Annotated in this window: 15 protein-coding genes; all 15 read left to right on the forward strand. The window is 57.1% G+C overall.

What is annotated here, in order from left to right:
• Positions 1–120: 120 nt before the first annotated feature.
• Positions 121–1,152, forward strand: coding sequence for an inositol 2-dehydrogenase (gene iolG / locus H7A81_RS10465; RefSeq protein ID WP_182057444.1), 1,032 nt, complete (start codon positions 121–123; stop codon positions 1,150–1,152).
• Positions 1,145–1,939, forward strand: coding sequence for an SDR family oxidoreductase (locus tag H7A81_RS10470; RefSeq protein ID WP_182057445.1), 795 nt, complete (start codon positions 1,145–1,147; stop codon positions 1,937–1,939). Before iolG ends, H7A81_RS10470 begins: the two co-directional genes overlap by 8 nt.
• 48 nt (positions 1,940–1,987) lie before the next feature.
• Entirely contained in the window at positions 1,988–2,917 is a 930-nt protein-coding gene (locus tag H7A81_RS10475) for a sugar ABC transporter substrate-binding protein (protein WP_182057446.1), read from the forward strand.
• Between the two features lie 238 nt (positions 2,918–3,155).
• Positions 3,156–4,118 (forward strand): LysR family transcriptional regulator, encoded by a 963-nt coding sequence (locus tag H7A81_RS10480; protein ID WP_034823330.1) that lies wholly within the window; start codon positions 3,156–3,158, stop codon positions 4,116–4,118.
• Positions 4,119–4,530: 412 nt separating this feature from the next.
• Complete coding sequence (locus H7A81_RS10485) at positions 4,531–5,985, forward strand: NAD(P)-binding domain-containing protein (RefSeq protein WP_182057447.1); 1,455 nt, start codon at positions 4,531–4,533, stop codon at positions 5,983–5,985.
• A complete protein-coding gene (locus H7A81_RS10490) occupies positions 5,982–6,464 on the forward strand; it encodes a CMD domain-containing protein (protein ID WP_182057448.1) in 483 nt (160 codons plus the stop codon). Before H7A81_RS10485 ends, H7A81_RS10490 begins: the two co-directional genes overlap by 4 nt.
• Positions 6,461–7,027, forward strand: coding sequence for a peroxidase-related enzyme (locus tag H7A81_RS10495; RefSeq protein WP_182057449.1), 567 nt, complete (start codon positions 6,461–6,463; stop codon positions 7,025–7,027). The genes H7A81_RS10490 and H7A81_RS10495 overlap by 4 nt, the downstream gene beginning before the upstream one ends.
• A gap of 12 nt (positions 7,028–7,039) precedes the next feature.
• Positions 7,040–7,777, forward strand: coding sequence for an amino acid ABC transporter ATP-binding protein (locus H7A81_RS10500; RefSeq protein ID WP_182057450.1), 738 nt, complete (start codon positions 7,040–7,042; stop codon positions 7,775–7,777).
• Between the two features lie 20 nt (positions 7,778–7,797).
• Entirely contained in the window at positions 7,798–8,613 is an 816-nt protein-coding gene (locus H7A81_RS10505) for a transporter substrate-binding domain-containing protein (protein ID WP_034823325.1), read from the forward strand.
• Positions 8,614–8,692: 79 nt separating this feature from the next.
• Positions 8,693–9,382 carry an amino acid ABC transporter permease gene (locus H7A81_RS10510; protein ID WP_197080186.1) on the forward strand — a complete coding sequence of 230 codons (690 nt, stop codon included), beginning with the start codon at positions 8,693–8,695 and terminating at the stop codon, positions 9,380–9,382.
• Between the two features lie 16 nt (positions 9,383–9,398).
• Positions 9,399–10,091: an amino acid ABC transporter permease gene (locus tag H7A81_RS10515; RefSeq protein WP_034823323.1), complete on the forward strand. Its 693-nt coding sequence runs from the start codon at positions 9,399–9,401 to the stop codon at positions 10,089–10,091.
• Positions 10,092–10,314: 223 nt separating this feature from the next.
• A complete protein-coding gene (locus H7A81_RS10520; protein ID WP_182057451.1) occupies positions 10,315–10,857 on the forward strand; it encodes a helix-turn-helix domain-containing protein in 543 nt (180 codons plus the stop codon).
• Entirely contained in the window at positions 10,854–11,894 is a 1,041-nt protein-coding gene (locus H7A81_RS10525) for an HlyD family secretion protein (RefSeq protein WP_182057452.1), read from the forward strand. Before H7A81_RS10520 ends, H7A81_RS10525 begins: the two co-directional genes overlap by 4 nt.
• A complete protein-coding gene (locus H7A81_RS10530) occupies positions 11,891–13,447 on the forward strand; it encodes a DHA2 family efflux MFS transporter permease subunit (RefSeq protein ID WP_255478941.1) in 1,557 nt (518 codons plus the stop codon). The genes H7A81_RS10525 and H7A81_RS10530 overlap by 4 nt, the downstream gene beginning before the upstream one ends.
• 9 nt (positions 13,448–13,456) lie before the next feature.
• Positions 13,457–14,206: beta-ketoacyl synthase N-terminal-like domain-containing protein (locus tag H7A81_RS10535; RefSeq protein WP_304622186.1), on the forward strand; the 750-nt coding region annotated here is incomplete at its 3' end.

The raw sequence follows: 14,206 nt of genomic DNA on the forward strand, positions 1-14,206 counted from the left end.
AGATTCAGTGAATTTTTAAGGCTAATAATCAGCGCAGCAACCTGTATTTATTTAAAGAGTAAAGATAAAAGCGCGTTAATTATTCAGCCAATGCCTCCCTTTTTATTTTAGGAGTAAAACATGACGCAATTAACAGGTATTGCGCTGCTCGGTGCTGGCCGCATGGCGAAAGTCCATGCCAGCGCCATTCGCCAGGCGGGCGGGCAAATTGTGGCAGTGTACGATCCGGTTAGCGCAGCCGCTGACGCGATGGCGGCAGAAACCGGTGCCGCGGTGGCATCCAGTGCTGCTGCGGCTATCAACCATCCTCAGGTGGATGCGATCGTCATCGCCACGTCATCGGATACCCACGTGGAGCTGATCATCGCAGCCTCCCATGCCGGTAAACCGGTGCTGTGTGAAAAGCCGTTAGCCAGCAGCCTGGCGGATGCGCGGCGTTGCATTGAGATCATCGGCAGTGAGGCGGCTCAGCGGGTGTTTCTCGGTTTCAATCGCCGCTTTGACCGTGGGCATGCCTCGGTGCGCCATGCGGTACAGGCCGGTGAGATTGGTCGTCTTGAGCAACTGACCATCACCAGTCGCGATCCCTTCCCGCCACCGCTGGAATACATTCCACGCTCCGGCGGCCTGTTCCGCGACATGATGATCCACGATTTCGATATGGCGCGCGGAATCGTCGGCAAAGAGTTTGTCAGTATCACCGCGCACGGATCGTCGATTATCGATCCCGAAATCGGTCGATTGGGGGATGTGGACACGGCCAGCGTGACGCTACTGGCGGAAGACGGCACGCTCGTCACTATCCTCAACTCCCGTCGCTGCAGCTACGGCTTCGACCAACGCATTGAAGCCTTTGGTTCCTCAGGGATGGTGATGTCCGACAACCCGCGCCAGTCTGGCTTTACCCGCTATTCACCCAACGCGCCGGGCTGCGCCGCACCAATTCTGGAATTCTTTATGGAGCGCTACGGGCCCAGCTATGTGGAAGAGATGCGGCTGTTCCTGGAGTGTGCACAGAGCGGCAAACCGATGCCGGTCAATGCATTGGACGGACTGAGAGCCGCACTGCTGGCGGAAGCCGCCACTGAGTCACTCAGACTAGGCAAAACCCTGCACCTCACTGGATTAGATCAGGAGTTCCATCATGCATAACACTGCGGGCCGACATACGAATACCATTGCCATCGTGACTGGTGGCGCACAGGGCGTGGGTTTTGCCATCGCACGTCAACTGGTACGGGAGGGTTGCACACGATTGATCCTTGCCGGGCGTGATGCAGAGAAGGGCGTGCGTGCCAGTGCCGAACTGGCTGAACTGGGCGCCACCGCGCAGTTTATCGCGCTGGATTTACAGGATGTGGATGCGTGCCTGGCATTAACCGAGCGGGCGGTCGCAGCCTTTGGCGACGTAAACGTGCTGGTCAATGCTGCTGCACTGGGCGCTCGCGGCACGCTGGTGGATACACCCGTTGAACTCTGGGATCAGATGTTCAATACCAACGCGCGTGCGCCTTTCTTTCTGATGCAGGGCTTTGTGCGCCATCGGCTGGCTCAGGGCGTCGGCGGGGCGATCGTCAATATCCTGTCTCAATGCGCGCACTGTGGACAATCTTATCTGGCACCTTATTCCGCCTCCAAAGGTGCACTCGCCACGCTGACTAAAAACGTGGCCAATGCCTATCGCGGCAACCGTATTCGCTGCAATGCCATTTTGCCCGGCTGGATGGACACGCCTGGCGAGGATCTCACCCAACGAAAATATCACGGCGCAACGGATGGCTGGCTGGAACGCGCCGAGGCGTCACAGCCGATGGGACAGCTTTGTAAGCCGCAGCAGTTGGCAGGCCTTGCCAGCTATCTGCTCAGTCAGGAAGCCGGTGTGATGACCGGTGCATTAATCGATTACGACCAGAATGTTGCCGGTGCCTATCCCGAGTAAGGATGCGCCGATTCTGCCCCCTACAGATCAATACAATAAGGTCAGATTATGCAATTGAAAAAACACCTTACCGCGCTGGCACTGCTGTGTGCGCTACCCGTGAGCGTGATGGCGAAAGACCTCAGCATTGGCGTCAGCATGGATCATTTCGATGATAATTTTCAGACCATCCTGCGCCAGGCGATGGCGAGCAAAATGAAACAACTCGGCGATGTAAAAGGGCAGTTTGAGGATGCAAAAGGGGATTCCGCACAGCAGTTGCAGCAGGTGGAATCCTTTATCGGACAGGGGGTTGACGCCATCATTGTCACGCCCACCGATACCCAGGCAATGAAACCGATTATCTCACTGGCACAGCGATCTAACGTGCCGCTGGTGTTCGTTAACCGTCGGCCAGAAACACCGTTGAGTGATCGCATGGCCTATGTTGGATCGGATCCACGTCTGGCCGGAAAAATGCAGATGGAAGCACTGGCGAAGAAGATGGGGGATAAAGGCAATGTGATGATCCTGATGGGCAATCTGTCGGGCGAAGATACCCGCGAACGCACCAAAGGGGTCGAAGAGGTCATTGCGCAGCATCCGGGCATGAAGGTGCTGGATAAGCAATCCGCGCTGTTCTTCCGCAAAGAAGCCAATGATGTCACCACTAACTGGCTTCTCACCGGTCAGGATATCAACGCCATCGTCGCCAACAATGATGAGATGGCGATTGGTGCCATTCTGGCGCTGAAGCAGGCGGGGGCGAAAAATGTGCAGGTGGCGGGCATTGATGGCACGCCAGATGCGCTGCAGTTCATCAAGAGCGGAGAGATGAGCCTGACGGTGTTTCAGGACGCCAAAGGGCAGGGCGATGGCGCAGTGCAATCGGCGGTTGCGCTGGTGAAAGGCGATAAGGTGGCGAAGGATACCTTTATTCCTTATCAACTGATTACCAGAGAGAATTACAGCGATTTTGCGCAGAATAAGGTGCGCTGAATATTAAGGTGCTGCTTCCGGTGCGCATTAATGCGCACCCTGGAATGATCGGTAGCTGCCAATGCGCATCCTGAAATTATGAGTACTATTGATGTGCCCCCTTCACTGTAGAGTCGCCTTTAATGGCGACCAACACGCAGTTTTCCCGTAGTGGCTAATTCGCGTAACTCTCTCTATGATGGATTTTTTCCCGCGTGATTGTCGGGAACGATCAATGACTTAGGGAAGTAACCACGCGATGACTCTATTAAACGACCTCGATCTGCGTCAGCTGGAAGCCTTCTCGGCGGTAATTTCAGCCGGCAGCGTGACGGCGGCCGCCAAAGCACTAAACCGCTCGCAGCCCGCCGTTTCCCGCCTGATTCAGGAGCTGGAGCAGTCGCTGGGTTATCCGCTGTTTATCCGCAACGGCCCGCGTATTCACCCCTCGGAAGAAGCACTGCAGCTGCATCAGTATGTGCAGAAAGCGCTGCTGTCGCTGCAACAGATCCGACTCCGCGCACAAGAGATCGCCCATCAGCAGCATCGTCCGCTCAGTATTGCCGCCACGCCAGCACTGGCCGCCGGGTTATTGCCGCAGGCACTGGCCGCACTCAATCTGCAGAACAAAGTGCAAATTATCAGTGAGTCCGCCGTACAGACGGCACATGCGGTGATTACCGCTGAAGCAGACATCGGTTTGTGCAGCTTGCCGCTGGAGCATCATGCGGTGGAGTTGCACTGGATTGGGCAATCACAGTGCGTAATTGCGCTGCCGGAAGAGGATGAACTGGCGGCACACAGCGCGCTTTCGCTGAGCCAGCTTGCTGGCCGCCGTTTGATTGCACCGTGGAGTCCGCAACGCCTGCGTAGTCGTTACGAAAAGGCGCTGAAGAAAGTCAAAGCGCCGCTGCTGGAAACTATCGAAACCAACTCATCGGCAAATATTCTGGGCTGCGTGCGTGCCGGATTGGGCGTGGCGATCCTCGAACCGGTCACCGGCTGGGGCATGCCGCTGGCCGGTGTGGCGATTCGTCCGATTCAGGAAGACATCCCTTACTTCTTTGGCGTGATCACGCCGCAAGGCCGCCAGATTTCCAGCGCTGCGCAGGCACTGGTGGAAGCGCTGGCAGACGCCGCTACTCAGCTGCTGCCAGGGTTTGAACGTCTGCCTGCCAGTGAACATCCGCGCATCATGCGAGTGATAAACCAGGAGTCATAGCGGGGCAATTGAGTTCATCCAACAGCATTAGCGCTTCAATTAGAGATGAAGCGCATCGCTACGCATCTGAACCGAATGCATTAGGCACGCAATAGCCCTATTACGCTACAGCGGCAGGATAAAGTACCGCGGCTTCCTGACTTATCAGGCGCGATGAATCCCTTCATTTTCAACGCTTATAACTTTTTCGGCATAAGATATAAGAAATCCATTGGTCAAATCCTGAGCGAAAATCTTGACTCACATTTAGGGCAAGAGGATTATGCGAAAACTTAGCTCCTATTATGCGTATTGATGATTGTTAGCTATCTATTATGCGTTTTATAGATAATTAAAAAGGTAGGATCATCGGCGTGTTTTCATCGTTTTCGCTCGCTCTCAACGCGATCGCTGACACCAGGGAAATCTCTCTATGACGTATGCCGCCAAAGGTCTTGCTGCATTAGAAGCTCAGCTTCAGCAGGATCTGGAATTTCTGGAACTGCCCGCCAAATCCTGGGTACCGGAACGCACCTTTCAGAGTGCGCCGGTACGCGATGTGGTGGTGATCGGTGCGGGCATGTGCGGTCTGGCGGCACTCGCCAAATTACAGTTCACCGGCATCAGCAATGTGGTGGCTTATGACGCCGCACCCGCTGGGCTGGAGGGGCCGTGGATCACTTTTGCGCGTATGGAAACCCTGCGCTCACCAAAAACGCTGCACGGCCCGGCTCTCGGCCTCGCGCAACTGACCTTCCGCGCCTGGTTCACGGCGCAGTGGGGCAAAGAGGCGTGGCAGGCGCTGGACAAAATCCCTAAAGCGCAGTGGATGGATTACCTGATTTGGTACCGCAAGGTGCTGAATCTGCCGGTGCACAACAACGTGCGTGTCACCAGCATTGCACAGGCCGGGGATTTGATTGCGCTGGATCTGGAGGGTGCCGAAACCGAGCGTGTTTACACGCGCCGTTTGGTGCTGGCCACCGGACGTTCAGGCCTCGGTGGCTTCGCCGTGCCGGATTTCCTGCAGGGCATTGATCGCCAGTTCTGGGCACACTCCGCTGATGACATCGATTTCACGGCCTTAAAAGGCAAGCGCATTGCGGTGATTGGTGCAGGCGCCTCGTCGATGGATAACGCGGCCACCGCGCTGGAACAGGGCGCTGCTGCCGTCGATCTGCTGATTCGCCGCAAAGAAATGCCGCGCATCAACAAGATGACCGGCATTGGCAGTCAGGGCGTGGTGCACGGCATGCATCAGTTGCCGGATGCGTGGAAATGGAAATTTGTCGATTACACCGCCGCGACGCAAACGCCACCGCCGCGCTCTTCCACTCTGCGCGTATCACGTCATGAGAACGCGCGCTTCTTCCTCGATTGCGGTATTAACGCCGTTAAACAGGAAGAAGACGGCTTGCTGATTGAAACTACCCAGGGCGCGCTGCGCTACGACTTTTTGATCGCCGCTACGGGCTTCACCAATGATTTCCACGGCCGCCCGGAGTTTGCCGCCATTGCGCCGCATATTCGCAGCTGGTCTGACGGCCGCTATCAACCTGAGATGGGCAACCCGCGCCACAGCCTGCTGGAAGCGCCGGATCTCGGCCCTTCATTCGAGTTCCGCGAACTGACGCCTGATGCCTGCCCGATGCTGGCACACATCCACTGCTTCAACGATGCCGCCATGCTGACGCACGGCAAAGTCTCCGGCGACATTCCTGCGGTAAGCGCGGGGGCCGATCGCCTGGTGCGCGGTATTACCGCCTCGCTGTTTGCCGAGGACGTCGAGCAGCACTACGCCAACTTACAAGCTTTTGACACCCCTGAATTACAGGGCGATGAATGGGTGGATTCAACCCCGTTACTAAAACAGGAGAACGCGTTGTGAGCGACGCTATTGATCAAGCAGCCGGATTAACACCAGAAGAGGCGTTGTATCAGACGCGCCGCCTGCGTCCCGAATTTGTTGAGGGCGCGGAAGCGTGCCGTGTGTCAGTACTCGCGCCGGAAGATGATCAGGGTTTACCTGCGGATCTGCGTCTGGCACTGGCGCAGCGTATGGCGGTGTTGAACTACGATGCGCCGCTGCAACGTGATTACCAGGCGCAGCTGGCGGCGTTGAATCCGTCTGAAGCCCTGCTGGCGCTGGCCTCGGGTTGCGCCGTAGCGGAAGAGCCACTGGCCACGATTGCGCGCCATGCTGACATAGTCACGCAGCAGCCCATTCAGGCTACCGAACAGCATATTCGCTTGCTGGAGCAGGCTGGTTTGAGCAACCCACAAATTGTTGCGCTCTCTGAGCTGATCGCCTTTGTTAACTTCCAGACGCGCGTGGCGGCTGGCTTACGTTTGATGAGGTCCGCATGATTCCGTCGGTAAATCTCAAGCCGCTGCACTGGCATCCGTACATCACGCCAGTCGATGTAGAACAGGCGACACCGGCGCAGCTCGATGCGATGAAAGTGACGCCGTCCAACAAGAAGATTTCCGAGTACGTGCGCACGCTGGTGCACGATCCCGAGAGTTACACCGCACGTACCGGGCTGTTCAACGCCATTATGTATGTCGAAGGTGGTCTGGATCGTGCGGATCGTGAGCTGGGCGCATTAGGTGCTTCGATCGTCAATGGCTGCCGCTACTGTGCGGTGGTGCACGCGCGCCGTCATGCGCAGCTGGCAGAAAGTGACGCCGTGGTCAGTGCCATCTATTTTGATAGAGCGGATGTGTTAGGTGAACGCGATGCGGCGATCTACCGCTTTGCCCGCCGTTTATCGGTTACGCCTTCTGAGGCCACACCGGAAGATGTGGCGGCACTGCGTGCCGTCGGCATGAACGATCAGGAGATTATCGATCTGATCCACGCCATCGCCATTTTCGGCTGGGCCAACCGTCTGATGCATGTGCTCGGCCATGCTGACCAGAACAAATAAGGGCTGCACCGGATGTTAGAACTCAACAATATTACGCTCTCGTACGGCAGCAATCCGATCCTCAAAGGGGTTGATCTGTCGGTAAAACGCGGCGATGTGGTGTCGATCATCGGGCCAAGCGGCACCGGGAAAACCACGCTGCTGCGCTGCATTAACTATCTGGCGAAGCCGTCAGCCGGGACCATTCAGCTGGATCAGATCCGCATGGATTATCAGTCACCGGATAAAGCGGCGATCCAGGCGATCCGTCTGCGCACCGCCATGGTGTTCCAGCAATTTAACGTGTTCAAAAACATGACGGTGCTGGAAAACGTGATGGATCCGCTGATCGTCATCCAGCGTAAAACTAAACAGCAAGCGCGCGACATCGCCGTGCAGGAGCTGGAGCGTGTGGGTCTGGGTGCCAGGCTCGATCACTATCCGTCGCAGCTGTCTGGCGGCCAGTTACAGCGTACCGGTATCGCCCGTGCTTTGGCGGTGCGTCCGGATGTGATGCTGTTTGATGAACCGACCTCATCGCTCGATCCTGAGCTGGTGGGTGAAGTGCTGAAAGTGATTAAAGACGTGGCGTCATCCGGCATTACCTCGCTGCTGGTGACGCATGAGATGCAGTTCGCGAAGAGCATTTCGAATCGCATCGTGTTTATGGATCAGGGTGTCGTGGCCGCGCAGGGCAGTCCGACAGAGATGTTTGATAACCCAACCCTGCCGCGCCTTGCACAGTTCCTCAGTTCAGAACGAGCATTCTAATAATTAAAGGAATCAAAGACATGCCTGCAATCAAAACCACATTACGTCGCCTGGCCGCGCCTGGCATCATCGCCCTGGCTCTGATCAGCGGTAACAGCTTTGCTGACGCGGTACGCACCATCAAAATCGCCACCGCTGCGGAATCCAAACCGCTGTCATGGGGCGCGATCGGTCACGAACCTGAGGGTTACGAGCCGGACGTGCTGAAAGCCATCAACGCTAAACTGCCACAGTACAAGTTTGTGATGGAAGGCGCGGCGGATATCGCACAGGAAACGGGCCTGGTGACCGGCAAGTACGACATGGCGACCGGTGGTTACTATAAAGCGCCAGCGCGCAGTAAACAGTTCCTGATTCCGGATGCACCGATCGGTGCCAGCCTGATGAAGATCTACAGCCGCAGCGATAGCAATATCAACGGCATGAAAGATCTGGTCGGCAAGAACATCGTGCCAGTGACCGCAGGCGGCGGCGTGTATAAGTTCGTCACCCAGTGGCAGCAGGACAACCCGAACGACAAGATCACCATCAAAGCGTCCAGCGCCGGTGTGCCTTACCCGGATCGCCTGAAAGAAGTGCAGAACGGGAAATACGATGCGCTGATCCTGCCTTCAAACCTCGGTGAGCAGACGGTGATCGACAACCAGAAGCTGGCGATCAAAGCCAGTGAGCCGGTGGTGATCAACAACACCTATGTGCTGATCCACCGCTCTGCCGAAAACCAGGCCCTGAACGATGACGTGAACAAAGCGCTGAAAGAACTGAAAGACGACGGCACGCTGGATAAGCTGGCGCAGAAGTGGTTTGGCGAAGAAGTCACTAAGTACATGAAGTAATAGATTCACTGCGCCCGGTGCTGAGCCGGGCGCATGCTGTCCTTTTTAGCAGGAGTGTTTCACCGTGAATCTATCCTCCATGATTCCAGAACTGCTGTCGGCGCTGCCACTGACGCTCGGCATCATGTTTGTGGCGATGATTGCCGGGTTCTTTCTGGCGCTGATCGCCACCGTTTTTCGCGTGCGCCGTATTCCCGTGATCAGCCAGCTGGCCGATCTCTATGTTTCCTATGCGCGCAGCGTGCCCGTGGTGCTGCAGCTGTTTGTGGCCTTCTACGGCATGCCGCTGATCACCGATAATTTCGGCTTTGGTGACTTCTTTACCGCCAATGTGGCGGCGATGATCGGCCTGAGCCTGTATCACGGCGGCTATCTGTCGGAAGTGATGCGCCCGGCATACCTTGCGGTGGAACGGGGTCAGCATGATGCCACCGACAGCCTTGGCTACAGCTTCCGCCAGAAAATGCTGCGGGTGATTGGCCCGCAGGCGGTGCACTTTGCGCTGCCGGGTTACGGCAATGCGATTATCTATCTGATTCATAACGTGGCGCTGGTGATGTACATCGGTGCGGCAGATGTGATGGCGACCGCGCACCTGATTATGGAACGCGATTACAACCAGTATCAGTTCGGCACCTATCTGGTGTTGGCCGTACTCTATTCACTGCTGTGCGGTGTGGCGTGGCTGGTTATTCGCTTCTTTGAACAACGTCATGCGAAGTACAGCTCTAAGTCTGCACCGCGCGTGAAGTTCACCACCAGCGTCTGAGTCGGGGAGACAAACCATGTTTGATGCTGAGGTTTTGCTGCCGGACTTCTGGAGCATTCTCGATGCGGTACCGGTGACGCTGCTGATGGCGGTGACGGTGTTTATTTGTTCGACGCTGTTGGGCGGGTTGTTTGCCTTTATCGAACATCGTCGCATTCCAGTACTGCGCCAGCTGGTGATCACCTACAAAATCGCCTTCAAAGGCGTGCCGATGGTGGTGGTGATTTTCCTCGCCTATTACGGCTTGCCACCGGCGCTGCACTTTGTTGCCACGCTGTTTGGCGTCGAGGTGAATGCCCATTCACTGCCGAACTGGGTGATCATCATTGTGGCGCTGAGTGCCTGTGTCGCGGCATTCCAGGCCGAAGTGTGGAAAGGCGCGCTGAACTCGTTCGACAGTGGACAATCCGATGCCGCTTTGTCGCTCGGCTACAGCGGTGGACAGCTGTTCCGTCGGGTGATGTTCCCGCAGATTATCGTGGCGGCAATCCCCGATCTGGCGAATGCGTTTATGGTGATCATGAAAGCCCTGTCGCTGGCGTTTGCGATTGAAGTGGTGGATATCTTTGCCCAGGCGCAGTTGACGGCGGCGCTGAATTTCTACTACCTCGAAGCCTTCCTGATTGCGGTGGTGTTCTACATGGTGATTGCTTATGTGGTCACTAAGATCGCCGACAAGATCGAGGCGGCGCTGCGCGTGCGCACCTAGAGATGGCTAAGTTGTGATGAAACGGCAGCCCAGTGTGGCTGCCGTTTTTTTGGCAAATTTGCGCGATAAATCTTGCTGCTACAGGGCCTGCACGGGTTGGGTAGCGGCGCGATTCATTGCGCTTCACAATGAACACTCCTTGCTATCATTATGCAAGTCACTTGCAAAATGATAGTCACTCTGCAACAGTATGCCGCATCAGATCCTCTGCGGAATACCCACCATGAAAAACGAACCGCTCTATCAAATGGCCTGCCCGATTGCGCGCAGCCTTGGCCGTGTCGGCGATGGCTGGAGCATGCTAATCATGCGCGATGCGCTGGCCGGCTTTACCCGTTTTGACGAATTCCAGAAAAACAGCGGCGTGGCGCCGAATATCCTGTCGCGCCGCCTGAAAGAGCTGGTGGAAGACGGTTTGCTGGAAAAGGTGTGTTACAGCACCACGCCGATGCGCTTCGAATATCACCTTACGCCAGCCGGACGTGATTTGCGTGGCGTTATCCTGGCGCTGGCCGAGTGGGGCAGCACCCACTTCTCGCCGGAAGGAAGGCAGATGCAGCTGGTGGAAACCGCCACCCAGCGTCTTGTGAAACCGCAGCTGGTCGATAGCGAAAACGGCCAACCACTCACCAGCGATAAATACCAAATGGTGCCAGGCCCGGCAGCGGCGCCGATCATGCACTATCGCCATGATTATTTGCAGAAAAAACGTGCGGGTGACGGCACGCTGAAGTTCTCTCCACCTGTTACAGAGAAACAGCCATGACCCGCACGCGTAAAAAACCCGCTCTGCTGCTGGCAGTGGCGATCGGCGGTTTAGCGGCGGCAGGTTATGGCTACTATTGGTGGCACACCGCGCGCTTTATGCCTTCGACCGATGATGCCTATGTCGGGGCAGATATCAGCGCCATCTCCGCCAAAGTGTCCGGTTACATTCACACGCTGGCGGTGCAGGACAACGCACAGGTGAAAAAAGGCGATCTGCTGGTGCAGTTGGATAACCGTGATTATCTGGCGGCGGTGGATCAGGCAACGGGTGAAGTGGCGGCACAGCAAGCCGCGTTAAGCGATATCGCCGCCACGCGCCAGCTGCAACTCGCAACCATCGCTGGCACGCACGCCTCTCTGCTGGCAGCGCAGGCGGTAACACTGAAAACCACCTCAGATCAGCGCCGCTACAGTGCGCTGGCCAGTAGCTCCGCGGTCTCACAGCAGATCCGCGATCATGCTCAGGCCGATTACCATCAGGCGATGGCGGAAGAGAGCAAAAGCCGCGCCGACAAAACCGTTGCCGAGCGCCAGTTGCAGGTGCTGGATGCCCGTGAGCAGCAGGCCAAAGCCGCCTTAACTCAGGCTCAAGCGGGGCTGGCGATGGCGAAGCTCAATCTTGAATACACTGAAATCCGCGCCCCTTTTGATGGCGTGGTGGGCAATCGTCGCGCCTGGTCAGGTTCTTATGTCAGCAGCGGCACGCAGCTACTGTCGCTGGTACCTGCGCAAGGGCTGTGGATCGATGCCAACTTCAAAGAGAGCCAGCTAGCCAATATGAAGCCGGGGCAGGTGGCTCGCATCGTCGCGGACGTGTTACCCGGTCGCACCTTTAATGGCCACGTTGGCAGCCTGTCGCCAGCCACCGGTTCACGCTTCAGCATTCTTCCGGCAGAAAACGCCACTGGCAACTTCACCAAAATTGTCCAGCGCGTGCCGGTGCGCATTGTGCTGGACGGCGACGCGGCGGTGCTGGGTCTGTTACGCCCTGGTCTTTCCGTCACGGTGACGGTGGATGAGAGAAGCGCGCGATGAGCAGCGTGGCTGCACCGCTGATGGCACCGGCGGAGATGCCGGTCAGCAAGAAGGTGTTCGCCTTTGCCACCCTGTGCATCGGCATGTTCATCGCCTTGCTGGATATTCAGATTGTCTCCGCCTCATTGCGGGATATCGGCGGCGGTTTGTCGGCGGGAGATGATGAAACCGTGTGGGTGCAAACCAGCTACCTGATCGCGGAAATCATCATCATCCCGCTTTCCGGTTGGCTGGCGAGCGTGATGTCCACACGCTGGCTGTTTGCCGTCTCCGCCTGCGGATTTACGGTAATGAGTTTACTGTGTGGCTGGGCGTGGAATATTCAGAGCATGATCGCCTTTCGCGCCTTGCAGGGATTGGCGGGCGGCTCGATGATTCCGCTGGTGTTCACCACCGCCTTTGCCTTTTTCCAGGGTAAGCAGCGGGTGATTGCCGCCGCCACCGTGGGGGCACTGGCTTCATTAGCGCCGACGCTAGGGCCCACGGTCGGCGGTTGGATTACCGATAACTTCAGCTGGCATTGGCTGTTTTACATCAACATCATCCCCGGTATCTACATCACCATTGCGGTGCCGCTGCTGGTCAGGATCGACTCGCCGAATCCCGAGTTACTGCGCGGTGCGGATTACTTCAGCATTGTCTTGCTGGCGCTATCATTGGGCTGTCTGGAGTACACCCTGGAAGAGGGGCCGCGCTGGGGTTGGTTTGACGATAGCACCATCACCACCACAGGCTGGATCGCATTGCTTTGTGGCGTGCTGTTTATCTTCCGCACGCTAAACCACGCCAAGCCGATCATGGATCTGCGCGCGTTAAAAGATCCAGGCTTTAGCCTCGGCTGTTATTTCTCGTTTATGGCTGGCGTGGGGATCTTCGCCACCATCTATCTCACGCCGCTGTTTCTCAGCCAGGTGCGCGGCTTTAGTGCGCTGGAGATCGGGTTAGCGATCTTCTCCACCGGCATTTTTCAGATCCTGTCGATCCCGCTTTATGCCTGGCTGGCGAACCGCGTCGATCTGCGCATTTTGCTGGCGTTTGGCCTGATGAGTTTTGGTGTATCGATGTTTTTCTTTGTGCCGATTACCCATGACTGGGGCGCCAAAGAGCTGCTGTTTCCGCAGGCGTTTCGCGGCATGGCGCAGCAGTTTGCGGTGGCGCCCACCGTGACGCTGACGCTCGGCAGCTTGCCACCCGCGCGACTAAAATTAGCCTCAGGACTGTTTAATCTGATGCGTAATCTCGGTGGTGCCATCGGCATTGCGCTGTGCGGCACTGTGCTGAATGACCGCACCAATCTGCACTTCAGCCGCCTGGCCGATCACCTCAACAGCGCCAGTTTGTCGCTCGGCGACTATCTGCAATCGCGCACCGCAGCCCTGATGTTTAACGGACTCAGCCCGGATGCGGCGCACACGGCGGCGCTGCAATCGCTGGCTTCACTCACCCTGCGCGAGGCGCGCACGCAGGCTTTTTCGGACGCATTCTGGCTGATCATGGTCGGATTTTGTATCGCTGCGCTGCTGGTGCCTTTGATGAAAAAGCCCGCAGCTTAGGAGTTATCGATGAAACGTATTGTGATTACAGGTATGGGGATGGTTTCCCCACTCGGTTGCGGCACGGAAGCGGTGTGGCAGTCACTGCTGGCGGGAAAATCGGGGATCAGCGCCTTACCGGACGAGATGGTGCAGGACATCAGCTGCAAAGTGGCGGGTCAAGTGCCCACGCTGGAACAAGATCCACAGCATGGCTTTGATCCCGAGCGCGTGATCGCGCCAAAAGATCGCAAGAAAATGGATCGCTTTATTGAGTTTGCGCTGGTGGCGGCGCATGAAGCGCTGACGCAAGCCAACTGGTTCCCGCAGGATGAGGCAGATCGCCAGCGCACCGCGACGGTGATCGCCACTGGCATTGGTGGTTTCAACGAGATTGCCAACGCGGTTGAAACCACCGCCAATCGCGGCCCGCGCCGCTTATCGCCGTTTACCATTCCCTCCTTCCTTGCCAATCTGGCGGCGGGACATGTGTCGATTGCCCACGGTTTTCGCGGCCCGATTGGCGCCCCTGTCACGGCGTGCGCGGCGGGTGCGCAGGCGATTGGCGATGCGGCACGATTGATCCGCAGCGGCGAGGCGGACATCGCGCTGTGCGGCGGCACCGAGGCGGCGATCCATCGCGTCAGTCTGGCGGGCTTTGATCTCTATGTGATTTTGCAGGGAGAGAATTATCAACATCTGCAGCAAGGCGTTAAAATGTCCGTGCTGCGCAGCGCCATGCTTTGGTCGGTGGTGGTTATCGTCCTGCTTGGATTGATG

It is taken from the genome of Pantoea sp. ME81 (assembly GCF_903970985.1).
Classification (GTDB): domain Bacteria; phylum Pseudomonadota; class Gammaproteobacteria; order Enterobacterales; family Enterobacteriaceae; genus Pantoea; species Pantoea communis.